General features: G+C 60.0%; 21 protein-coding genes and 1 pseudogene. 9 read left to right on the forward strand and 13 right to left on the reverse strand.

Annotated elements, in window-relative coordinates; all coding sequences use genetic code 11:
- Positions 1-2: 2 nt before the first annotated feature.
- From accB to AC1DOG_RS11670, 3 genes are all read right to left on the reverse strand, one after another.
- Positions 3-482, reverse strand: coding sequence for an acetyl-CoA carboxylase biotin carboxyl carrier protein (gene accB / locus AC1DOG_RS11660; protein ID WP_477928107.1), 480 nt, complete (start codon positions 480-482; stop codon positions 3-5).
- A gap of 18 nt (positions 483-500) precedes the next feature.
- A complete protein-coding gene (aroQ, locus tag AC1DOG_RS11665) occupies positions 501-938 on the reverse strand; it encodes a type II 3-dehydroquinate dehydratase (RefSeq protein WP_047510061.1) in 438 nt (145 codons plus the stop codon).
- A 143-nt stretch (positions 939-1081) separates the two neighbouring features.
- Positions 1082-1840, reverse strand: a complete 759-nt coding sequence (locus AC1DOG_RS11670) for a DsbA family protein (protein ID WP_112941509.1) — start codon at positions 1838-1840, stop codon at positions 1082-1084.
- 212 nt (positions 1841-2052) lie between these two features.
- On the opposite strand from AC1DOG_RS11670, the gene AC1DOG_RS11675 reads away from it, so the two are divergent.
- A complete protein-coding gene (locus AC1DOG_RS11675; protein ID WP_477928110.1) occupies positions 2053-3216 on the forward strand; it encodes a pyridoxal phosphate-dependent aminotransferase in 1164 nt (387 codons plus the stop codon).
- 78 nt (positions 3217-3294) lie between these two features.
- On the opposite strand, the gene AC1DOG_RS11680 is transcribed toward AC1DOG_RS11675, so the two are convergent.
- Positions 3295-4299: a ketopantoate reductase family protein gene (locus tag AC1DOG_RS11680; protein ID WP_477928112.1), complete on the reverse strand. Its 1005-nt coding sequence runs from the start codon at positions 4297-4299 to the stop codon at positions 3295-3297.
- Positions 4300-4375: 76 nt separating this feature from the next.
- Positions 4376-4588, reverse strand: a complete 213-nt coding sequence (locus AC1DOG_RS11685) for a hypothetical protein (protein WP_026283302.1) — start codon at positions 4586-4588, stop codon at positions 4376-4378.
- A 235-nt stretch (positions 4589-4823) separates the two neighbouring features.
- Between AC1DOG_RS11685 and ftsZ the strand changes: the two genes are divergently transcribed.
- The 3 genes from ftsZ (at position 4824) to AC1DOG_RS11700 (ending at position 7155) form a co-directional block, all read left to right on the forward strand.
- On the forward strand, positions 4824-5855 hold the full coding sequence (ftsZ, locus tag AC1DOG_RS11690; protein ID WP_477928114.1) for a cell division protein FtsZ: 1032 nt from the start codon (positions 4824-4826) through the stop codon (positions 5853-5855).
- Between the two features lie 206 nt (positions 5856-6061).
- Positions 6062-6910: an oxidoreductase gene (locus tag AC1DOG_RS11695; RefSeq protein ID WP_477928116.1), complete on the forward strand. Its 849-nt coding sequence runs from the start codon at positions 6062-6064 to the stop codon at positions 6908-6910.
- 44 nt (positions 6911-6954) lie between these two features.
- Positions 6955-7155: a hypothetical protein gene (locus tag AC1DOG_RS11700; RefSeq protein ID WP_477928118.1), complete on the forward strand. Its 201-nt coding sequence runs from the start codon at positions 6955-6957 to the stop codon at positions 7153-7155.
- Positions 7156-7232: 77 nt separating this feature from the next.
- On the opposite strand, the gene AC1DOG_RS11705 is transcribed toward AC1DOG_RS11700, so the two are convergent.
- On the reverse strand, positions 7233-7559 hold the full coding sequence (locus AC1DOG_RS11705; protein ID WP_018900140.1) for a hypothetical protein: 327 nt from the start codon (positions 7557-7559) through the stop codon (positions 7233-7235).
- A 502-nt stretch (positions 7560-8061) separates the two neighbouring features.
- Between AC1DOG_RS11705 and AC1DOG_RS11710 the strand changes: the two genes are divergently transcribed.
- The gene (locus tag AC1DOG_RS11710; RefSeq protein WP_047510070.1) at positions 8062-8241 is read left to right on the forward strand and encodes a hypothetical protein; all 180 of its coding nucleotides are present in this window, start codon (positions 8062-8064) and stop codon (positions 8239-8241) included.
- A gap of 61 nt (positions 8242-8302) precedes the next feature.
- Here the strand turns inward: AC1DOG_RS11710 and AC1DOG_RS11715 are convergent, their stop codons facing one another.
- Entirely contained in the window at positions 8303-8485 is a 183-nt protein-coding gene (locus tag AC1DOG_RS11715) for a DUF1508 domain-containing protein (RefSeq protein ID WP_113010737.1), read from the reverse strand.
- Between the two features lie 186 nt (positions 8486-8671).
- On the opposite strand from AC1DOG_RS11715, the gene AC1DOG_RS11720 reads away from it, so the two are divergent.
- The gene (locus AC1DOG_RS11720; protein WP_477928121.1) at positions 8672-9157 is read left to right on the forward strand and encodes a BON domain-containing protein; all 486 of its coding nucleotides are present in this window, start codon (positions 8672-8674) and stop codon (positions 9155-9157) included.
- Between the two features lie 82 nt (positions 9158-9239).
- Here the strand turns inward: AC1DOG_RS11720 and AC1DOG_RS11725 are convergent, their stop codons facing one another.
- From AC1DOG_RS11725 to AC1DOG_RS11745, 5 genes are all read right to left on the reverse strand, one after another.
- On the reverse strand, positions 9240-13058 hold the full coding sequence (locus AC1DOG_RS11725; protein WP_477928123.1) for a vitamin B12-dependent ribonucleotide reductase: 3819 nt from the start codon (positions 13056-13058) through the stop codon (positions 9240-9242).
- A gap of 593 nt (positions 13059-13651) precedes the next feature.
- Positions 13652-14239, reverse strand: a complete 588-nt coding sequence (locus tag AC1DOG_RS11730; protein ID WP_477928125.1) for a hypothetical protein — start codon at positions 14237-14239, stop codon at positions 13652-13654.
- 185 nt (positions 14240-14424) lie between these two features.
- Positions 14425-14922, reverse strand: a complete 498-nt coding sequence (gene gpt / locus AC1DOG_RS11735) for a xanthine phosphoribosyltransferase (RefSeq protein WP_111561338.1) — start codon at positions 14920-14922, stop codon at positions 14425-14427.
- A gap of 191 nt (positions 14923-15113) precedes the next feature.
- Positions 15114-15956 (reverse strand): universal stress protein, encoded by an 843-nt coding sequence (locus tag AC1DOG_RS11740; RefSeq protein ID WP_477928127.1) that lies wholly within the window; start codon positions 15954-15956, stop codon positions 15114-15116.
- A gap of 109 nt (positions 15957-16065) precedes the next feature.
- Entirely contained in the window at positions 16066-16839 is a 774-nt protein-coding gene (locus AC1DOG_RS11745) for a competence/damage-inducible protein A (protein ID WP_113012250.1), read from the reverse strand.
- A gap of 296 nt (positions 16840-17135) precedes the next feature.
- Between AC1DOG_RS11745 and wrbA the strand changes: the two genes are divergently transcribed.
- The 3 genes from wrbA to AC1DOG_RS11760 all read left to right on the forward strand — a co-directional run bounded on the left by wrbA (position 17136) and on the right by AC1DOG_RS11760 (position 20201).
- Positions 17136-17732, forward strand: coding sequence for an NAD(P)H:quinone oxidoreductase type IV (gene wrbA / locus AC1DOG_RS11750; RefSeq protein WP_477928129.1), 597 nt, complete (start codon positions 17136-17138; stop codon positions 17730-17732).
- A gap of 675 nt (positions 17733-18407) precedes the next feature.
- Positions 18408-19157, forward strand: a complete 750-nt coding sequence (locus tag AC1DOG_RS11755; protein ID WP_477928131.1) for a hypothetical protein — start codon at positions 18408-18410, stop codon at positions 19155-19157.
- A 96-nt stretch (positions 19158-19253) separates the two neighbouring features.
- Positions 19254-20201, forward strand: a complete 948-nt coding sequence (locus tag AC1DOG_RS11760; protein ID WP_477928133.1) for an acyltransferase family protein — start codon at positions 19254-19256, stop codon at positions 20199-20201.
- 124 nt (positions 20202-20325) lie between these two features.
- Here the strand turns inward: AC1DOG_RS11760 and AC1DOG_RS11765 are convergent.
- Positions 20326-21396 (reverse strand): annotated as a pseudogene (locus AC1DOG_RS11765) (IS701 family transposase); the annotation flags it as partial.
- Positions 21397-21459 lie beyond the last annotated feature (63 nt).

Consider the following 21459-nt stretch of genomic DNA (forward strand, 5'->3'; position numbering starts at 1 on the left):
CCTTATTCGACGACCACGAGAGCTTGGCCGTATTCGACGGGGCTGCCGTCCTCGACAAGAATTTCAACGACCTTGCCCGACTTCGGGGCAGGGATCTGGTTCATCGTCTTCATCGCTTCGATGATGAGCAGCGTCTGGCCTTCCTTGACCGTCGCGCCGACTTCGATGAATGCGCGCGCGCCCGGAGCCGGAGCCATATAGGCGGTGCCGACCATAGGAGCGGAAACCGTGTTGGCCGGGTTGCGTGCCGGTGCGGCGGAAGCGGCAGGCGCTGCTGCGGCCGGAGCTGCAATCGCTGCCGGAGCGGCGGCGTAGGCAGGGGCACCCATCGGCGCCTGGATATACTGCGTGTTGCCGGCGCGCGAAACGCGGATGCGCAGATCGTCCTGCTCGACTTCAATCTCGGTCAGATCCGTGTCGTTGAGGATGTTCGCGAGATCGCGGATCAGTGCCTGGTCGATACCGTTCTTTTTTTCAGCCATGAGTTTTGCCCTGTCTTTTTATGCGGTGACGTTCTTTAGCGCGTGGAGCGCCAGAATGTAGCTATATGGTCCGAAGCCGGCGATGACACCCTTTGCAGCGGGCGCGATCATCGACTTGTGGCGAAATTCTTCCCGCGCATGCACGTTGGAGATATGGAGCTCTACAACGGGAATGGAAATGGCGCGGATCGCATCATGTAGCGCAACCGAGGTGTGCGTGTAGGCGCCGGCGTTGATCGCAACGCCAATGGCCTTGTCGCCGGCTTCGTGCAGCCAGTCGACGAGCTGACCTTCATGGTTGCTTTGACGGAAATCGACATCGACGCCAAGCTCTCGCCCGGCCGACTTGCAGTCCGCCTCGATGTCCTGAAGCGTCTTGCCGCCGTAAATGCCGGGCTCTCTTTTGCCAAGCATGTTCAGGTTTGGCCCGTTCAGGACGAAAATGGTTTGCGTCATCGAGTGTTCCGTCAAATGTGCGAGGGCAACCTATAGACTCACCAAAGGCTTAATGAAAGCCCTTTGGACAAGGCATCAGGAATCGCGCCACATTGTCCACATGGCTCAGGCACCGGGATTTTGGCAATTTGATGGGGGCCGGTTCAGCAGCTGGTCTTGCCGCAGGTCCGCATGTTCTTGACCTTGGTCTCGAGGTCGTCATAGCCGACCGCGCCCTGTACCAGCTCGTTGCCGATCACATAGGACGGCGTGCCTGTGATACCGAGGTTCTGCGCCAGTGAGTAGGTTTCCTGCACGGAAGCGTCGCTCGGGCTCTTGGCCATCTCCGCCCGGATCTGCTTTTCGCTGACACCGAGAGACTGGGCCGCTTCGATGGCGCTCGCCTCGTCGGCGCGTCCGTCGCTGCCGAGCAGGGCTACGTGGAACTTGCTGTACTTCTCCGGAGCGATCTTGCGGAAGGCGTCCGACACCTTGTGGGCGGCAACCGATTCAGGTCCGAGGATCGGGAATTCCTTGAGCACGAAGCGGACGTTCGGGTCCTTCTTCAGCATGGTCTGCATGTCGGTCAGCGCGTGGCGGCAGTAACCGCAATTATAGTCGAAGAACTCGACGATCGTAACGTCGCCCTTCGGGTTGCCGATCGTCATGTCGTATTTGGAATCGAAGATCGTCGCCTTGTTTTCCGAGATCGTCGCATTGGCCTTCACCAGGCGTGCGGTCTCCTGCTTCTTCTGCAGGGCGTCCTGCACGTCGAGCATGATCTCCGGGTTCTCGATCAGATACTGCTTGATGAACTCGCCGAACTCCTTCTTCTGCGCATCATCGAGCGCAGCGGCCGGCTGGGCGGAGACTACGGAGGCGGTCAGCGCGAGCGCCGTGAAGATTTTCGGGAGAATGGCCATGATATCCTCGTCTTTGTAGGTGATTTTGGTCGTTCAATGCTTCGGGTATCACAGTCCCATGATCGGAACGCAATGCGAAGCAACAAAAATACGGCGCATTCCGGCGTATTGAAACAGGAATTCTCGTGTTCGTTATCTGGTCGCGGGATTGTGAAGATCTCACTAATGCGGCATTTGTCTGGCCGCAAATCGAAGTCGAAAGAGCAGAGTAATTGTTTTCCATTTCCAAGCGCAGTGCAGTCGAGCCGTTTCACGCAATGGATGTTTTGGCGGAAGCGACGCGGCGGCGCGCAAGTGGCCGGCCGGTAATATCAATGGCCGTCGGCCAGCCCTCGCATCCGGCGCCTCGCGCCGCACTTGATGCGGCAAGGGCAGCGCTCGATGACGGCAGGATCGGCTACACCGATGCGCTGGGGACCGTGAGCCTGAAGCAAGCGCTTGCAGCGGATTACCGCGAGCGCCACGGCCTGGACATCGACCCCGCGCGCATCGCGATCACGACAGGCTCGTCCGCCGGCTTCAACCTCGCATTCCTGTCGCTCTTCGATGCCGGTGATGCGGTGGCGATCGCCAGGCCCGGCTATCCCGCATACCGCAACATCCTCGGCGCGCTCGGCCTGCGGGTCATCGAGGTGCCCGTCACCGCCGAAACGCATTTCACGCTGACGCCTCAAAGCATCGAGGCGGCCCAGAAGAAAAGCGGCATCCGCGTGAAGGGCGTTCTGCTCGCGAGCCCGGCAAACCCGACCGGCACCGTCACGGGCCGCAAGGCGCTCGCCGAACTGGCGGACTACTGTTCGGCCAATTCGATCGCCTTCATTTCCGACGAGATCTATCACGGCCTCACCTTCGCGGGCGAGGAGACAAGCGCGCTCGAACTGACCGATGAAGCCATCGTCATCAACTCGTTTTCGAAATATTATTGCATGACCGGTTGGCGCATCGGCTGGATGGTATTGCCCGATCGTCTCGTGCGTCCGATCGAGCGGGTGGCTCAAAGCCTCTACATCTCCGCGCCGGAGCTGTCGCAGATCGCCGCGACCGCAGCGCTTGGCGCTTCCGCCGAGCTCGATGTCTACAGGGCAAGCTACGCCGCCAACCGCGATTTCCTGATGCGGCGTCTCCCGGACATGGGTCTTACGATCGCCTCGCCGATGGATGGCGCTTTCTACGCCTATGTGGATGTGACGCGCTTCACCAACGACAGCATGGAATTCGCCAAGCGGATGCTGACCGAGATCGATGTCGCCGCGACACCGGGCCTCGATTTCGATCCGTTGGAAGGGCATCGCGCCATGCGCATGTCCTACGCCGGCTCCGAAGCCGAGATCGCCGAGGCGGTCGATCGCATGACGGGTTGGCTCAAAGCGAGCTGATTTCAAGGCACTGCAGGCGTTTCCGGACTCATTTTCTGAGCGCCTTGAAAGAGCATTGTGACGAGGGAGGCCGACCATTTAGGCCGGCTTGCAGTTCTCGCGATCGAGCTGCGAAACCATCGCAAGCAAGGTTTCCGAAACCGGCGTCGGCACGGAAGTCAGCCGGCCGAGCGCCACGACCATGCCGACCAGCGGCGTGATCTCAAGCGCCTTTCCGGCAAGCAGGTCCTGCAGCATCGAGGTCCGGACAGGCCCGATCTGGCTGGCCTGTTCGAGACGCTCTTCCACCGACATACCGACATTGGCACCAAGCGCCTCGCCAACCGCCTTGACCTCTTTCATCACCTTGCCGATCTGGTCGCTGACGGCGACGTCGGCCATGAGGCCGGACATGGTGGAGCGTGTCAGCGCGCTGATCGGATTGAACGATGCATTGCCCATCAGCTTGCTCCAGATGTCGTTGCGGATCTCCGGTGACAGCGTGATGTTGAGATCGGCCTTCTGCAGCAACGCCTGAATGGCCTCGAGATCAGCTGTGATCTCGCCGGAGGGCTCGCCCAGGATGAAGCGGCCCTTGTTGCTGAGCCTGATATGACCGGGCTGACTGACCTCCGCGCCCTGATGCGCGACGCAACCGATGACGCGGTGCGGGCCGACAAGGCGCCAGAGCGCACCGCCTTCATCGAGCTCCTCGAATTGCAGTTCGGCGAATTCAGGGTGTTCGTCGCGGTGGAAGTACCACCACGGAATACCGTTGAGGATCATCAAGACGCGCGTGTCGGCCTTCAACAGCTTCGCCATGCCCTCGGCGGCGGCGCTTAGCTGATGTCCCTTGAGCCCGGTGATGACCAGATCCTGCGGCGGAAGATCGGCCGGATTGTCCGTGGCCATTACCTTCACATTGACCGGCGTCTCGGAACCCGCTTCATGCAACGTCAGACCGTCGCGGCGGATGGCATCGAGATGCGCCCCGCGCGCGATGACCGACATCGTGACGTCGCTTCCTAGCAACGCTGCGATCTTCGTCGCGATCATCCCGCCAAGGGCGCCGGCGCCAAAAATGCAGATGGTCTTGATGGTCATGAAATCCTATCTCCGCAATCACTTGACCGCGTAGAGATAGGCCATCCGGCCTCGAAGGCGAATGATTTTTTGGTGTTCAGCGATCGCCCGGCAGCAACTCGCTGCGACGCAATTCGTCGATCGCGCTCACCGCGTCCTCTGCCGACCAGCCGGCCTTCAGAGCAGCGGAAATCATCCGCAACTCGGCCTCAGCCTCGATCTGCAGGAAGAGCGGCTCCAGCGCTTCCTGGGCGGTCACGACATGGTCTTTCGGAGGGGCTATCGACTGGCTGGAAGCGAGCATAGGCATCTGCGCGGTACTCCTCTCTTTATGGGCAGGCAGGCTTTCGTTTGAAAAGGTATTTTGACTGGCTTGAATCGACCTAATGCGCCAACCTTAAAAAAGGTTCCGGATAAACTTTAGAAAAGCCTGCATCTTGTTCTTTCGCCCCGCCTCTGCCTTCTTGCGCCCATAGGCTGATGCGCGATTCGGGTCCCGATAAAGCGGTGGAGCCCACGGAAGAATGCGCACGAAGGAGATTGCGATGACGAACGCCAAGCCCGGGATTTCCGAGATGCGGCCCAGAATTTCGGTGATCGGCGTTGGTGGTGGCGGCGGAAACGCCATCAACAACATGATCGCGGAAAGCCTCGAGGGTGTTGAATTCATTGCCGCCAACACCGATGCGCAGGTGCTCGCGACCTCTAAGGCCTCGCGCCGTATCCAGCTCGGCGCGCATGTGACCGAAGGCCTCGGCGCCGGTTCGCTGCCCGAGATCGGCCGCGCCGCCGCTGAGGAATCGATCGATGAGATCATGGATCACCTGGCCGGCTCGCACATGTGCTTCGTTACCGCCGGCATGGGCGGCGGCACCGGCACGGGTGCCGCACCCGTGATCGCCCAGGCGGCCCGCAATGCCGGCATCCTGACGGTCGGCGTCGTCACCAAGCCCTTCACCTTCGAAGGCAACCGCCGCATGAAGACGGCCGACGCCGGCATCGAGGCGCTGCGCCAGGCTGCCGATACCGTGATCGTCATTCCGAACCAGAACCTGTTCCGCATCGCCGACGCGAAGACCACCTTCGCCGACGCCTTCATGACCGCCGACCGCGTGCTGTTCGCCGGCGTCGGCTGCATCACCGACCTGATCGTCAAGGAAGGCTTGATCAACCTCGATTTCGCCGACGTGAAGTCGGTCATGCGCGGCATGGGTCGCGCCATGATGGGCACCGGCGAAGCCTCGGGCGAAGAGCGCGCGATGAAGGCGGCCGAAGCCGCGATCGCCAATCCACTGCTCGACGACATCTCGATGCGCGGCGCCAAGGGCGTGCTGATCTCGATCTCTGGCGGGTCCGACATGACGCTGTTCGAAGTCGATGAAGCCGCAAGCCGCATCCGCGACGAAGTGCAGGACGATGCCGATATCGTCGTCGGCGCGATCTTCGACCGTAATCTCGATGGCAAGTTCCGCGTCTCCGTCGTCGCCACCGGCCTCGATGGTGCAGGCGCGGGCGCCGCTTCTGTCCAGCAGGGCGCGACCATGGTCCCAGGCCTGCCGCCGCGCACGCTGCAGTAAGCCGCAACAACAAGCTCGTCTGATCCGGCCGCGTGCTCCTGCGAGCGCGCGGCCTTTTTGCGTCTATTGGCCGCAACGCCCCGTCAATTCTGGAAAAACCAGTTGGGCGACCCTAGATCAGAAGGTGCCCCAAGACGCGCCCAAGGGTATCCCAAAGGACACCAACGGGCGCTTTCAATTTCAGACGAACATTTCAGGAAAACACCATGTCTCAAGATAAAAATCCCGTCTGGTTCATCACCGGTTGCTCGACAGGCTTCGGGCGCGAACTGGCAAAACTCACCATCGCTCGTGGCTGGCCGACCATCGTCAGCGCCCGCGACAAGTCCCGCGTCGCCGATCTCGTGACCGGCCATGAGGACAACGCGCTTGCCGTCGATCTCGACGTGACCGATGCCGCGCAGATCACCGCCGCCGTGAAGGCGGCCGAGGAGCGCTTCGGGCGGATCGACGTTCTCGTCAACAATGCCGGCTATGGCTATCAGTCGACGATCGAGGAAGGCAGCGACAGCGAGATCCGCGATCAGTTCGAAGCCAATGTCTTCGGCCTCTTTGCCATGACCCGCGCCGTTCTGCCCGGCATGCGCACGCGCAGGCGGGGTCATGTGATCAACATCACTTCGGTGGCCGGCTTCATCGGCTTCCCGGCATCCGGCTACTACTCGGCCAGCAAGCACGCGGTCGAGGGCATGTCGGACGCGCTTGCCGCCGAAGGCGCGCCGCTCGGCATCAAGGTCACCTGTGTCGAGCCCGGCCCGTTCCGCACCGATTGGGCCGGCCGTTCGCTGCGGCAGACCGAGAGCAAGATCGCCGATTACGCGGAAACCGCCGCTGCGCGCATGCGCCAGACGGCCGGCTACAGCGGCCAGCAGCCGGGCGATCCCGTGCGCGCCGGTGAAGCGATCATCAAGATCACCGAGGTCGAGAAAGCGCCGCGCCACCTCGTGCTTGGCGAATTCGGCTATGGCGCGGTCACGGCGAAGCTGAAGGAGCGCCTGGCGCTGATCGAGGAATGGAAGGACACCAGCCTCGGCGCCGATTTCCCGAAATCGTGAGGCTCGCGTCCTAGCATGAGCAGGGCGCCGTGGAGGAAGATGTGATGGTGAAGCTGGTCTATGGCCTTGAAGGCTTGTTGATCCTGACCGGTCTGATCTGGATGGGGCAGGGCAGCGGTTATTTTCCGTATCCGGCTGAAAGCTTCATGATCGACCAGACGCCCTGGATCTATTGGGGCGCGCTTGCGGTTGCCGTCGGCCTCATTCTGATCGTGCTGACCAAGAGCCTGCGCGGCAGGCGCTGACACGCGCCCAAAACAAAATCGCCGGCTGGAGGGCCAGAAACCCCGCCAGCCGGCGATAATCGATCGCTTGAAAGCGTTCAAGCGCGGCGCAGACGCGCCTCGGGCAGTTCAGGCCGGGTGCCGTCAGGCGCGCGAAGACCGCGATGCTTGCTGACGAAAATCCACTCGACATTGCCGGGCTCGAACGGCCGGCGCGGATTGCGCAGCGCCAGGCGGCGCTCGGACAGGCTGCGGGGCAGGGTGTCGATCATGTCGTTCATGAACGTGTCGAGACACTCTTTCCAGCGGGGCGAAACGGCGACATCGACGCCGCCGTAGCGATGAAAATCGGGGTGTTTGCGGGAGTAGCATGCGCCGATCATCCAGGCATGCTGCTGTTTCAGAAAACGCTCTTTAATGGTCATTCGCAGTCTTTTTCATTCCTTGGCGCCAGCGACTCCCTAGCCGTCGAAGCGAGCGATGTTGATCGGCCGTTCCGCTGTCCAGGTGCCATCCGCACGCTGATATTTTGTTTGCAAACCGGCTGCCGATCAAACGATCGATAAGCGACCAGGGGCCGCCGCCGGTGCCTCTACACGAGTAGGAAAAAGGTGGCCGATTGAACGCCGTCGAAGCCTGAGCTGGGACGCCATTACGTTCGGCGACGTGCTACCTAGTCGACATTGATTGTTCCTTCAAGGATTTTCCTGAAACAATTTTGCATGGCTGCCCGTCACGACGAAAAAACGGTAGCAGCGCCCTCATCGGCTCGCGTCATGGGCGTGAATTTTGCCCGTAGCTGACTTGAGGCTGTATATGGTTGCCGAGGTCAGGGGATGCGACGCCGAATGCGCTTGCGCGGCGAGGGAACGCTTCATAGGCTCGCTGCGTTGATGGATTCGTTCAACGCTTTTCAGTAGGAATCACATGCGCGCTCAATCGAAGCCGTTCGTTGTTGAAATCAAGACATCCCGCCGTACCGATCGCAGCAAGGAAAAATCCATCTGGGGCAATCTCGACCTCTCCGCCGTCGCGCAGGAAGTGGCCGATGACGTGCCGTTGTCTGCGGCGCCTGCCACGGGTGTGGAGCAAAAAGCCGTCCGCTAACGGCTGAAGGGCGCGCGCCAATATGCAGCCGCGCGCCTCATCGAATTCTGTGAAAGCGCAGTCAGACCGGGTTGCAGGTCATGCCGTTGCGCTGGGCATTGGCGATGCAGTCGCTTCGATTGTTATAGCCTTCCGTCGACGCGCCAACGATCCGACCGTTTGGCGCCGTGCGCCGCCAGTGCCACTGACCATTCGTTTGGTAGATCTCCCAGATATCACCATTGCTTGCCTTACAACTCGCCATGTTTCCCTCCCTAGCTTTGGCACACCAGGGCTAGGCTATTCTTTCGCGGGTTTCCACGAACGGACTGCAATCAAAGATCGCACCTGATTGCGAGATTGGTTGTGCCGACAGTGAGATGGCTGCCAAAAGTGGCGAACCATCTGGCTCCTTGGGCGTTGTTTGAAAACACGCTGAAGGAGAAGATCGATGCCAATCAACGATGATGGAAAGAAGCCGCTGTCGCGCAGCGAGGACTATCGCGATTTCGAAGAGCGCAATATCGACGACGGCTGGCCCTATGCGGATACATCGGACGCCGCTTCCGCAGCGCCTGAAAATCGCGCCTATGGCGAAACGCCAGCCAATTTCGACAGTAGCGACAATCCGGGATTCCGCATCGACGGCATAGACCGCGATGGCAACGAGAACCGCCTGAAGGATTCGCTGCGCGCCGACACGATCGATCGCGATGACAGTGACGATCTCGAAGCGCGGGTCACCGAAAACATCGAGAACGTTCCCGAAGTCGACATCGACAACATCGAGGTCCACGCAGACGGCCATGTGGTCACGGTCGAAGGCTCCGTCGAAACAATCGGTATCGCCCGCAAGGTCGAACTCGCCGCCTCCTCAGTCGATGGCGTCCACCATGTGAGGAACAGGCTGCACACGACTGGCGTCGATGCGCATTGATAATTTGCGCCCTGCCTACAACGGAAAGGGCCGCCCGCTTGGATAAGCGGACGGCCTCTTCAATTAGCGTTCTCTAACCCGATCAGCTGCAGCCGCTGGTCGCGCCGCAAGTGTCGCACTTCTCGCAGGTGCCGTTGCGCACCATCGTGAAGTTCTGGCACTCCGAGCAAATGTTGCCGGTGTAGCCCTGCATGATCGACCGGGCGCGGCGCTCGGATTCGATCTTCTTGGCTTCCGTCTTGGCCGATGCAGCGTCAGCGGCGGCCTTGTCGGAGAACAGGGCCGTTGCCTGCTGGCTCTTGGTCGTGACTTCTTCCAGCACTTCCTCGGCGATCTCTTCGGCCAGTTCCTTGGCGCGCTCTTCGTAATCGCGCTTGAAGGCGACGATTTCGGAGGTCGAGATGGCGGTCGTCGGCTCGATCTTGCGGGCGGCAGCGCCTGCAAACGACGTTACCGTTGCACCGGACGAGGCACGGGCAGGGGCGGCCGTTGCCGAGCCCTTGGGCTCGCCGGCAGCCTGGCGTTCGCTGTTCGAAACGATCGTCGGCTTGTAGCCGCGGGTCCAGCCGGTCGAGACGAGGTTCGTCTTGCCTTCCTGGATGCCCTTGCCGAGAGCCGTGTTCGAGAAGTCCGACGTATCGACATGCGCCAGGTCGTGGCGGCCGAGGTAGGAGACGGCGAGTTCGCGGAACACGTAGTCGAGGATTGACGTGGCGTTCTTGATCGCGTCGTTGCCGATGACCATGCCGGCCGGCTCGAACTTGGTGAAGGTGAAGGCCTCCACATATTCTTCGAGCGGCACGCCGTACTGCAGGCCCAGCGAGATGGCGATGGCGAAGTTGTTCATCATCGCACGGAAGGCGGCACCTTCCTTGTGCATGTCGATGAAGATCTCGCCGATGCGGCCGTCACCGAATTCGCCGGTGCGCAGGTACACCTTGTGTCCGCCGACGGCGGCCTTCTGGGTGTAGCCCTGGCGGCGGTTCGGCAGCTTTTCGCGTTCGCGGGTCACGCGCTCGACCACACGCTCGATGATCTTTTCGGTGATGGTGACGGCCTGGGCGGCGACCGGCTGCTGCAGCAGATCGTCCAGTGCGTCCTCATCGCTTTCGTCTTCGATCAGCGAGGCGTTCAGCGGCTGCGACAGCTTGGAGCCGTCGCGGTAGAGAGCGTTTGCCTTCAGGCCGAGCTTCCAGGAGAGCATGTAGGCGCTCTTGCAATCGTCGACCGTCGCGTCGTTCGGCATGTTGATCGTCTTGGAGATCGCACCCGAGATGAACGGCTGGGCAGCAGCCATCATGCGGATGTGGCTGTCTACCGAGAGGTAACGCTTGCCGATCTTGCCGCACGGATTGGCGCAATCGAAGACGGCGAGGTGTTCGTTCTTCAGGAACGGCGCGCCTTCGAGCGTCATCGCGCCGCAGACGTGAACATTGGCAGCCTCAATGTCCTTCTTCGAGAAACCGAGATGCTCGAGGAGGTTGAAGCCCATGTCGCCGAGCTGTTCGTCGGAGACCTTCAGCGTCGTCTTCAGGAAGTCGGTGCCGAGCGTCCACTGGTTGAAGACGAACTTGATGTCGAAGGCCGACTTCAGCGCGCCGTTCAGCGCTTCGATCTTCTCGTCCGTGAAGCCCTTGGCCTTCAGCGAGCCGGGGTTGATCGCCGGTGCCTGGTTCAGGTTGCCGTGGCCGACAGCGTAAGCTTCGATCTCGGCGATCTGGCTCTCGGAGTAGCCGAGCGTGCGCAGAGCTTCCGGAACGGCGCGGTTGATGATCTTGAAGTAGCCGCCGCCGGCGAGCTTCTTGAATTTCACCAGTGCGAAGTCAGGCTCGATACCGGTCGTATCGCAATCCATGACGAGGCCGATCGTGCCTGTCGGCGCGATGACGGTTGCCTGGGCGTTGCGGTAGCCGTGCTTTTCGCCGAGCTCGAGAGCCTTGTCCCAGGCGCTCTTGGCGTGAGCCACCAGATCCTGGTCCGGGTTTTCCGAGTGGATGAGCGCAACCGGGTTGATCGACAGGCCTTCATAGCCCGACGTCTCGCCGTAAGCGGCGCGGCGATGATTGCGGATGACCCGCAGCATGGCTTCGCGGTTCGGCTTGAACATCGGGAAAGGTCCGAGTTCAGAGGAGATCTCGGCCGAAGTGGCGTAGGAGATGCCGGTCATGATCGCGGTCAGCGAGCCTGCGATGGCGCGGGCTTCGTCGCTGTCATAGGGAATGCCCGAAGACATCAGCAGGCCGCCGATGTTGGCGTAGCCGAGGCCGATCGTGCGGTATTCGTAGGAGCGCTCGGCGATCTGCTTCGACGGGAACTGTGCCATCATCACGGAGACTTCAAGCACGACCGTCCAAAGGCGAACGGCGTGTTCGTAATCAGCGATGTTGATGCGCTTGGTAGCCGCATCCTTGAACTGGATGAGGTTCAGCGAGGCAAGGTTGCAGGCCGTGTCGTCGAGGAACATGTATTCCGAGCACGGGTTCGACGCGCGGATCGGGCCGGCGGCCGGGCTGGTGTGCCAGTCGTTCATCGTCGTGTTGAAGTGCAGGCCCGGATCGGCCGAGGCCCATGCGGCGTAGGAGATCGATTCCCACAGGTCGCGTGCCTTCAGCGTCTTCATGACCTTGCCGTCCTTGCGGGCGGTCAGGTTCCAGTCGCCGTCGTTTTCGACTGCGCGCAGGAAGTCGTCCTTGATCGAGACCGAGTTGTTGGAGTTCTGGCCCGAAACCGTGAGGTAGGCTTCCGAATCCCAGTCGGTGTCGTAGGTCTTGAACTCGAGGTCCTTGTAGCCCTGGCGAGCGAACTGGATGACGCGGCCGATGTAGTTCTCAGGAACCTGGTCCTTCTTGGCAGCGCGCACTTCGCGCTTCAGGGCAGGGTTCTTGTTCGGGTCGTAGCAATCGTCATTGTCGCCGTCGCAATTGACGCAGGCCTTCATGATCGCCTTCAGGTGGCGATTGACGATCTTGGAACCGGTGACGAGGGCAGCAACCTTCTGCTCTTCCTTGACCTTCCAGTTGATGTATTCCTCGATATCCGGATGGTCGATATCGACCACGACCATCTTGGCCGCGCGACGCGTCGTGCCGCCAGACTTGATGGCGCCGGCAGCGCGGTCGCCGATCTTCAGGAAGCTCATCAGGCCGGAGGAACGGCCGCCGCCGGAAAGGCGTTCGCCTTCGCCGCGCAGATACGAGAAGTTGGAGCCGGTGCCGGAGCCGTACTTGAAGAGGCGGGCTTCGCGAACCCACAGGTCCATGATGCCGCCTTCGTTGACCAGATCGTCTTCGACCGACTGGATGAAGCAGGCATGCGGCTGCGGATGCTCATAGGCCGACTTCGACTTCGTCAGCTTGCCGGTGAAGGGATCCACATAGAAGTGGCCCTGGCCGGGGCCGTCGATGCCGTAGGCCCAGTGCATGCCGGTGTTGAACCACTGCGGCGAGTTCGGGGCGACGCGCTGTGTCGCGAGCATGTAGGCAAGTTCGTCGCGGAAGGCGGCCGCGTCTTCTTCGGAAGAGAAATAGCCACCCTTCCAGCCCCAGTAGGTCCAGGTGCCGGCCAAACGGTCGAAGACCTGGCGCGCATCGGTTTCAGAACCGTACTGCTGATCCTTCGGGAGCTCCTTCAGAGCGGCCTCATCGGCAACCGAGCGCCACAGGAAGGATGGAACGTCGTTTTCCTCGACCTTCTTGAGGCGGGCAGGGACACCGGCCTTGCGGAAATACTTCTGCGCAAGAATGTCGGCCGCGACCTGCGAAAACTGCGCGGGAACATCGATGTTCTCGAGGCGGAATACGATCGACCCGTCAGGGTTCTTGATCTCGCTGGTTGCCTTGCGGAATTCGATAGCCGCGTAAGCGCCCTGATCTGCCTTCGTAAATCGGCGTTCTATGCGCATTTGCCTTAACCTCTAGCTCGCGCGCCCCGTCCCCGTTGACCAAGGCGCAAGTTTCCACCTCCGGCGGCGCCGTAAGGAGCGCAGCCAGTTCTCGTTTCCGTATCGTCACAGGAGTGTCATCCGGAGATGGGTCATCCTGTATCTTGTGGTGATGGTGGCTGCAATCACTAAATATAGTATTAACAGCCTTTTTCCGCCAGCCCCGGATGTCGCTTTTTCAGGCGGCAAAAATCGCGCAGAACATACTCATGGCGGCTCACCCCTCATGGATCAACGCCCTGATTCAATGCTCGATTTCTGGTGAGAACCGGCCTCGTCATGTCCGGTTCAGCTGCCGCCGCAACATCGAAGTTCATTAAGTTGAAAACAGGCGATTCCGTCAAGGGCTTGTTCTTAACGAAGTGTTCACCACAAGATATTGTGGAGTGGCCTGTGGAGACTGGGGAAAAACCAGTTGGGCAAGAATTTCAATGGCTTGCTACGGGATGCGCAAGAGAAATGCCAAAGCTGGATTAATTTTGCCATATTTTGTCATTTGGCGGTGGCTTTCCGAGCGCAAATGAGCCTTGTGATTCGCAAGGCCGAACAAGGCGCTAAAGTGCGTCGATGGCGATGGTCACCGTAGCGCTTCCGATCGCCTGTCCACGCTCGTCGCGAACGGTGAAACTTGCCTGCGTTTCCAGCAATTGCGTGGCATCGTCGCGGCTGGCGCGATCGATGAAGACCTCGTCGGAGTCTCTGGCGAAGGTCTTCAGGAACTTGTTTTCGTCGCCCTGCCAGTAGTCGTTGGTCGGCACGCTCTGTGCGACATTCAGTCCGTTCCGGTCGGTCACGAATATTTCCACAATCGTTCCTTGCGAATCATCCTGCTTGGCTTTGAGGTATCGCGAGACCGGATTGTTGAGAAGGCGGGTGACCATCTGCCATTGCCCGCTCTTGATCTCCGAGCGGTAGCTGTTGTCGAGCACCTGGATATCAGTCGCGCTGACATCGCCGAACTTCCTGTTCTGCGCCTTGATAGCGGCCAGAACGTTCGGCTTTTTGATCATCGGCTTGACGAGCGTATCCACATATTCGCGCACGACGGAGATATAGGCGGGTTCGGCCGAAACCGCGCGCGGATGCACGTTCAAACACAGCCCGAAGGCCGCGATCAAGCCGATAAACCGCCAACGCTGCATCGTCGTTCCAGTGTCGCGCTAGCGACCGCCCTCTACCCAAACACCCTGCCGCGCCCTTGCCGCCTGATGCCATATGATCATACGGCGGACGGCGAGGGGCGGACAGCGAAATTGGTGATGTTAGTAAACAAAGATTGGAGCAATTTAAAGTTGCTTTCGTCTTCGTCTGCTAAAAGCTTGGAAAATCAGCCCTTGCTACCCTTGGAGATCGGTTCCTGATAGCTGAAACCCATATCCCACGGGAAGTAGATCCAGGTGTCCTGGCTCACTTCGGTGACAAAGGTATCAATCGTCGGCACACCCTGTGGTTTTGCGTAGACGCAGGCGAAGTGCGCCTTCGGAAGCAGCGTGCGGACTTCCGACGCCGTCTTGCCGGTGTCCGTCAGATCGTCGACGACAAGCACGCTTTCGCCGCCATCTTCAAGCAGTTCGGCCGCGATGCCCTTGAGAAGCATCATCTCGCCCTGGTTCACGTAGTCGTGGTAGGACGCGACGCAGACCGTCTCGATCAGGCGGATGTTCAGCTCGCGCGAAATGATGGCAGCCGGCACCAGGCCGCCGCGGGTGATGCAGACGATCGCCTTGAACTCGCGGTTGAGGCCGGCAAGGCGCCAGGCAAGCGCGCGTGCGTCGCGGTGAAATTGATCCCAGGAAACGGGAAAGGCTTTATCGGGAAGGGACATGGGCTCGCTCCGAGGCATGAATGATGACACGCCGTTTGCCGGCGGCCGGACGCTCTTCCGTTCACTCGGGTCAAACGCAAATCGCGCAGCCGAGACTGCGCGATGGAAGGACCGAAGCCGGAGCTCGTCGTCGGTCGTGGCAATTAGCGGAATTTGGCTGCAAAACGCAAGCCCCCGCTGATCGCGGCCCGCTAACGCGAAAGCAGCGTCATCGCCGTCATGGAGTGCAGGAGCGTCTTCGTCGTGCCGCCGAAGATCATCTGCCAGAGCCTCGAATGCGTGTAGGCACCCATGATGAGCAGGTCGATACTGCTGTCGGACAACCGGTTCTCGATGACGGCCGAAGTGCTCTTGTCCGCGGTCGTCGCCGTCGCAAGAGTGACGTTGACGCCGTGGCGGGCAAGCGTCGCGGCGATTTCCGCACCCGCGACCGCCGCTGATTGCAGCGCATTGTCGACTGGATCGACGGAGAAGATCTCAACCTCGTCGGCGGCCTTCAGGAAGGGCAGGGCGTCGAAGGTCGCCCGCGCCGCTTCCTTCGAGCCGTTCCAGGCGACCAGCACCCGCTTGATCGGCTTCGGCTGGCGAATGATGAAGGGGATCATCAGGACCGGCCGTCCGCTCTCAAGCAGGAAATTGTCGACATCGACATGACTGTCCGACGGCCGTGCCGGATCGGCCTGTGAGGCGATCAGGAGATCGGCGCTGCGCGCACTTTCGATCAATGGCGCAGAGCCATAACCGGTCGAGGAGGCAAAGCTGCGCCACTCGAACGACACGCCTTCGACTTCGGCCTTGCGGCGAACGATCGTCTCGATCTTGACCCTTTCGCTATGCGCCATGTCCTGCAGCGCCTGCACGGCGACGGGATCGGGGATCTCCATCGGCGCCACGAGTGGCACGACGGCGATCGTTTCCGCATGCAGCCCGATCACATGGGCACCGTGTTCCGCAGCCAGCGCAAACGCCAGGTCGGCGACTGCAGTGCAATTGTCTGAAGTATCGAGAATCGCAAGAATGGTTTTGTAAGACATGGGTATCTCCTTGCTCGGATGAAAAAGTCCGTAAGAGAAGCAATGCGCCTGGCCGGCATTTGTTTCCTTGACCGAGATCAAGTCCCGCAAGCCGGCTTCTATAAAGAAATTAGGCCTCCGCTGATGGGTTTTCCAGGATAGTCCGCTCGCGGCGAATGCCTTCGATCATCGCCGCGACATCCGCGCCGGCTGCATCGATCACCGCCTGTGAGCGACCACGAACGACGATCTCGGTCGAGAATTTCTGGCCGACATAGCGCGGATAGGAGCCGATGCTCGTTTCCGGATGCGCCTTCTGGATGGCGGCGAGCGGCGTGCCGATATCGCCTTCGCCATAAGGGCACGAGATCGCCAGCGACAACACCGGCGTTCCTGTCCGAAGCGTCGGGATCACCGCGTCGACCATCGCCTGAAACACCTGTGGTACGCCGGCCATGACATAGACGTTGCCGATATTGAAACCGGGTGCGGTGGAGACCGGGTTGGGAATGTGCGTTGCGCCGACAGGCATGCGCGCCATCCGCTGGCGGGCCTCGGTGAATTCCATCTCGCGGCGCTTGTACATATCGCCGAGCAGCGCCATCGCCTTCTCGTCATGATGGCAGGCAACGCCGAAGGCCTTGGAGACGGCGTCGGCCGTGATGTCGTCATGGGTCGGCCCGATGCCGCCCGAGGTGAAGACATAGTCGTACTTCGTCCTCAGCGCGTTCAGCGCCTCGACGATCGCGTCCTCCTCGTCCGCGACGATCCGGACTTCCTTAAGGTCGATGCCTGCAAGCAGCAGCATATCGGCGAGATGGCCGATGTTCTTGTCTTTGGTGCGGCCGGATAAAAGCTCGTCGCCGATTGCCAGAATGGCTGCAGTCACAATCTGTTGGGTCATCAAAGGTCTCTGTCTTCACTCAGTCTTTGGCGTCGAGCTTATACCAAATAGGGCGGACGGGAAGCCCGTGCCAACGCATACGGAAATGTGAACGCAAGGCAAAAACGTGCGATAAGATTGAACAGTCCGTCTCTGCCTGCGCGACTGGCCGCCGCAAAATGCATGCGCTAGCGTATCGGTCATACGCACGATAGCGTTGCGAGGCATTCTTTATGATACGCGAATTCATCAAACGGATTTTGGTCGGTGCGCCAACGCAAGCACCCGCCGCAACCCAGAAAGAGGAAACTTCCAAGATGGCTAAGGTTCTGGTTCTCTACTATTCGGCATACGGCCACATCGAGACGATGGCATACGCCGTCGCCGAAGGCGCGAAATCCGCTGGCGCCGACGTGACCGTCAAGCGCGTACCGGAACTGGTGCCGGAAGAGGTTGCCAAGGCATCGCACTTCAAGCTGGATCAGGCCGCACCGGTCGCCACCGTGGACGAACTCGCAGAATACGACGCGATCATCGTCGGCGCCGGCACCCGCTTCGGCACCGTCGCATCGCAGATGCGCAACTTCTGGGACCAGACGGGCGGCCTCTGGTTTGCCGGCAAGCTGGTCGGCAAGGTCGGCTCGGTCTTCACCTCGTCCGCCACGCAGCACGGCGGCCAGGAATCCACCATCCTCGGCTTCATCCCGACCTTCCTGCATCAGGGCATGGTCGTCGCCGGTCTTCCCTATGCCTTCCAGGGCCAGATGGGCGTTGACGAAATCAAGGGCGGCTCGCCCTACGGCGCGTCCACGATCACCGACGGCGACGGTTCGCGCCAGCCTTCGGCTATCGAACTCGACGCCGCCAAGTTCCAGGGCGCCCACGTCGCCAAGCTTGCTGCAAAGCTCGCCTGAGCCAAGGCACCTTGAGACAGTGAAGGCGCGACCTCGGGCCGCGCCTTTTCATGTGTGGCGTCGAAACGCCGTCATAATATCGAAGTCGTCGCTGCTGATTGCCGCGTTCGCCTAGCCGTAAAATCCGTGGAATTTTGCCGTGTAAACGAACAGCGGTACCCCAAATACCGCCAGTGCGATCAAGAATGCCGTGCCTGTTCTAAACAGTCTCAGGCGCCGTGTTCTGGCGCCATCCCAATCGTAAACCATCGTCTTACTCCCACAACAAGACAAGCTTTACAAATACACGCCCTAAAGCCGTAGCTTTGCTGACGGCGGGCATACAATCACATTCTAACGTTGCAAGAAAGAGATATTACTAATTAATTAAGCGATGTCTCATAAATGCATCGCAGCCGCTCGTTTTGTCTTGGGCTATTCTTCGAGCGGTGTGCAATGTGAGTGTTGCCACGCTCATCCGCTACACGATGCCTAGTGGCCGCCGTTTCGCCCTTGGCGGGTACATGCTTCGATTCTTCGCTGTTCGTGCAACCCATCCTTTACGTCTTTGCTGATATTTATGTCAGCATCTGGTGAATAGCATGGGATTCCAAGGTGTTGCGGCTGATACGAATAAGCGCATTGCTGACGATCTTGCTCGTCTGCATGTTTTTCCTCCCGCCTTTCAATGGATACATGAATGGGGGCGTTCAATATGCCCGGGACTATTTCGACAAGAGGCCAGAGCAGTCCGCGCTGTTCATCGGCAACAGCCGCACATTCTATAACAATATGCCTCAAATGGTGCGCGCGATCGCCGATTCCGCCGGCTATTCCAAGAAGCTGCGCATTGTGATGGATGCCGAGCCGGGCGTCAGCCTGGGCTATCACATCAAAAGCGAGAAAACCCAGGCGCTCCTTTCCCGACGTTGGGATCAAGTCGTGCTGCAGGTGCTGAGCAGCGACCAGTATAGCGCGCAGCAATCGGGCCCCGCATGGGATGATGCCGAAAACCTGATCCGGGAGGCCCAGGCGAAAGGCGACGTGCCGGTGATGTTCGTCACTTGGCGCTATACCGATCAGTGCATCAAGGATGCTGGCATGCCGAAGACAGCCGGCGATTATTCACCGGCGGGTTATGCCGACATGCATCTCAACATCCAGCGGCAGCATGCCCGTCTCGCCACGCTGACCGGCGTCGCTCTCGTCAATGTGGGCGTGATCTGGGAAGCGCTTCAAAGCCAGCCGAAGGATTTCAATCTCTACTATGATTGCAACCACCCCTCGATCTACGGCAGCTATCTCTCGGCGCTGATGTTCTACAGCTACTTTTCCGGAAACGACGTGCAGAACGTGACGTTCCGGCCGCGCGGGATGTCTTTAGAGGACGCGGCGATGCTGCGGAAGGCTGTGTCGGACTATCTGGCGAATTCCGCCAAGGCCTGACATATTGTGCAAGTCATATGCAATCAAGCCGATTAAATTAACCTATATTAAATTCCCTTGTGGTTGTATATCCCGGGCTTGGGGGCGGGATATATGTTGGGCGACAGGTTCGATGGACGGCGTCACGATCTTGATGCGTTGCGGGTTTTTTGCTTTGGCACGCTCATCATCTACCATTCGAGCCTTGTCTACGGGACGAAGACCTGGTGGATTAACACATCGGGTGCCACGAAGCTGATCGATTTGATCACGGTCGGGTCGCATCCATGGCGGATGAGCCTGCTATTCTTCATTTCCGGCGTGGTCACGGCATCGCTGCTGAAGAAGAGATCCGTGGCCGAAATCCGCAAGACCCGCACGCGGCAGCTTCTGCTGCCCTTCGTGTTCGGCGTTCTCGTGGTTGTGCCGCCGCAGGTCTATTTCTCGCCTTACAACTTCGCCCCCGATCTTTCCTATTGGGAATTCTGGAAGACCTATGTGGTCTCCGGGCTTCGGCTTGAGCATATGTGGTTCCTGGCCTATCTCTGGATCTATGTCATCGCTTGGTCGATTGCCCAGCCGCAGCTCGCGCGGCGCTGGCCCGGCCTATCGGCGTCCCTGGCGGCGCAGCTGCGGGGCAGGGTATTGTTCGTGGCGCCTATCGCGTTTCTGTCGATCCTGAGGCTGTGTCTCTATCCCGTCTTCCGCGAGACGCTGGTCATCAGTTCCGATCTCTATTCTCACGCCGTGTACTTCTCGATGTTCATGTTGGGCACGCTGCTCGCCAACGAGCAGAGCTTCTGGCAGGAGATCGACCGCCAGCGCTGGATAAGCCTCAGCGTTGCCACGCTGTCGCTGGCGGTGCTTGCGGCACTCTCCGTGTTCATCCCCAGGGAAGCGCGGCCGGAGGCCCTCGTGTTCGCGGTCAGGATCATCCGCTCGGTCTTCCAATGGAGTGCAGTGCTTGTGCTGCTCGCCTTCGCGGGCAGGTTGGCCAGCCGGCCTAACCGGGTAATCATGCATCTGAACAAGTCGATCATGACCTACTACTACAGTTGCGTTTGATGGCGTGTTTTGTAGTGTGAGTTCATTGCGGAAGCCTGGTGGGTTCGTCGCCATAGGGACCATGCGAGGATATATCGAACTCTGATCGGCGGCGGCATCAGTAGACGCATAATCAAATAGCGGATCTCCGCCATGCATGCCACGAGCGTGCTTCGCAATGATCCAGGCCAAGGTCATCCTTAGCGCGTTGAAAGCATTCCTCCACTGTCCACCGTAGCCCGGCAGCACCAGCCAACTCGCTAAGTTCTGTACCGGCACGCGCAAAGACAAAATAATAGGCGTGTGCGCTCGGTTCGCGACGGCTGCGACGGATGAGAATCCAGCGCTCCCATTGTCCATCAGGACGAGAGCTCAGAGGAATACGAGCCCAATCGTACAGCCGGAGACCCTTGGCACCTTCTCCGGCTGCATGACTGGACCAAGCCCCTGCCTCCAGTTCGTCAGCCATTGTTTCCGGATCGGTTTGCTCGACGTGTTGCTCTCGGACAAAGCGTAGGCAATGATTGGAACGAACGGCCAGACAATACGGCTGGCCGCGGCCTTCCAGCATACGGCGTAGTTTGGAATCCGATCCATAGAGTGCATCGGCCAATACCCATGCGCAGGGCACGCCTGCATCGAGCGCATCCTCAATAAGCTTGGCCGCGATGGTTGGCTTGGTCGCGAAGGCCTGCTGCTGTGGGACATGAGCCGCAGCTCGACGTGCTGCGTTTTCACTCCAGTCTTTGGGTAGATAAAGCTGCCGATCGATCAGGGTTTGGCCGTAACGGCTTGCATAGGCAAGAAAGACGCCGACCTGGCAGTTCTCAATACGTCCAGCCGTGCCCGAATATTGTCGCGCGACACCGACCGACTGGGTTCCTTTTTTCAGGAACCCGGTTTCATCGACCACAAGGACGCCGTCCGCATCGCCAAGTGCCTCAATCGCATAACCGCGAACCACGTCGCGCAGCGTATCTGCATCCCATTGGCTACGCCCCAACAACGATTGCATCCGATAGGGGCTCTCCAGCCCTGCCTGTTCGGCCATCATCCAGCCGGTCTTGCGCTCAACGCCAGACAGCAAACCATCCAGGAAGGCACTGGCCGATGCCCGCAGTTCACGCCGAGCAAAGACCGAGCCTAGCCGCTGCTTCAGTGTATCAAGCTCCTGCTGCCAAGCCACCATTGATCCAGACCAACCCGAAACCGACATCGAATTCCCTCCCGTCAAACACCAGAAGTGAATCACGATTTCGAGGCAAACGCAACTGTAGTA

The sequence above is a fragment of the Rhizobium sp. 01N48 genome, from assembly GCF_056399145.1.

Coding starts and splice junctions, on each gene's coding strand:
- accB (WP_477928107.1), bottom strand. CDS start 482: ATGGCTGAAAAAAAGAACGGTATCGACCAGGCACTGATCCGCGATCTC.
- aroQ (WP_047510061.1), bottom strand. CDS start 938: ATGACGCAAACCATTTTCGTCCTGAACGGGCCAAACCTGAACATGCTT.
- AC1DOG_RS11670 (WP_112941509.1), bottom strand. CDS start 1,840: ATGGCCATTCTCCCGAAAATCTTCACGGCGCTCGCGCTGACCGCCTCC.
- AC1DOG_RS11680 (WP_477928112.1), bottom strand. CDS start 4,299: ATGACCATCAAGACCATCTGCATTTTTGGCGCCGGCGCCCTTGGCGGG.
- AC1DOG_RS11685 (WP_026283302.1), bottom strand. CDS start 4,588: ATGCCTATGCTCGCTTCCAGCCAGTCGATAGCCCCTCCGAAAGACCAT.
- ftsZ (WP_477928114.1), top strand. CDS start 4,824: ATGACGAACGCCAAGCCCGGGATTTCCGAGATGCGGCCCAGAATTTCG.
- AC1DOG_RS11695 (WP_477928116.1), top strand. CDS start 6,062: ATGTCTCAAGATAAAAATCCCGTCTGGTTCATCACCGGTTGCTCGACA.
- AC1DOG_RS11700 (WP_477928118.1), top strand. CDS start 6,955: ATGGTGAAGCTGGTCTATGGCCTTGAAGGCTTGTTGATCCTGACCGGT.
- AC1DOG_RS11705 (WP_018900140.1), bottom strand. CDS start 7,559: ATGACCATTAAAGAGCGTTTTCTGAAACAGCAGCATGCCTGGATGATC.
- AC1DOG_RS11710 (WP_047510070.1), top strand. CDS start 8,062: ATGCGCGCTCAATCGAAGCCGTTCGTTGTTGAAATCAAGACATCCCGC.
- AC1DOG_RS11715 (WP_113010737.1), bottom strand. CDS start 8,485: ATGGCGAGTTGTAAGGCAAGCAATGGTGATATCTGGGAGATCTACCAA.
- AC1DOG_RS11720 (WP_477928121.1), top strand. CDS start 8,672: ATGCCAATCAACGATGATGGAAAGAAGCCGCTGTCGCGCAGCGAGGAC.
- AC1DOG_RS11725 (WP_477928123.1), bottom strand. CDS start 13,058: ATGCGCATAGAACGCCGATTTACGAAGGCAGATCAGGGCGCTTACGCG.
- AC1DOG_RS11730 (WP_477928125.1), bottom strand. CDS start 14,239: ATGCAGCGTTGGCGGTTTATCGGCTTGATCGCGGCCTTCGGGCTGTGT.
- gpt (WP_111561338.1), bottom strand. CDS start 14,922: ATGTCCCTTCCCGATAAAGCCTTTCCCGTTTCCTGGGATCAATTTCAC.
- AC1DOG_RS11740 (WP_477928127.1), bottom strand. CDS start 15,956: ATGTCTTACAAAACCATTCTTGCGATTCTCGATACTTCAGACAATTGC.
- AC1DOG_RS11745 (WP_113012250.1), bottom strand. CDS start 16,839: ATGACCCAACAGATTGTGACTGCAGCCATTCTGGCAATCGGCGACGAG.
- wrbA (WP_477928129.1), top strand. CDS start 17,136: ATGGCTAAGGTTCTGGTTCTCTACTATTCGGCATACGGCCACATCGAG.
- AC1DOG_RS11755 (WP_477928131.1), top strand. CDS start 18,408: ATGAATGGGGGCGTTCAATATGCCCGGGACTATTTCGACAAGAGGCCA.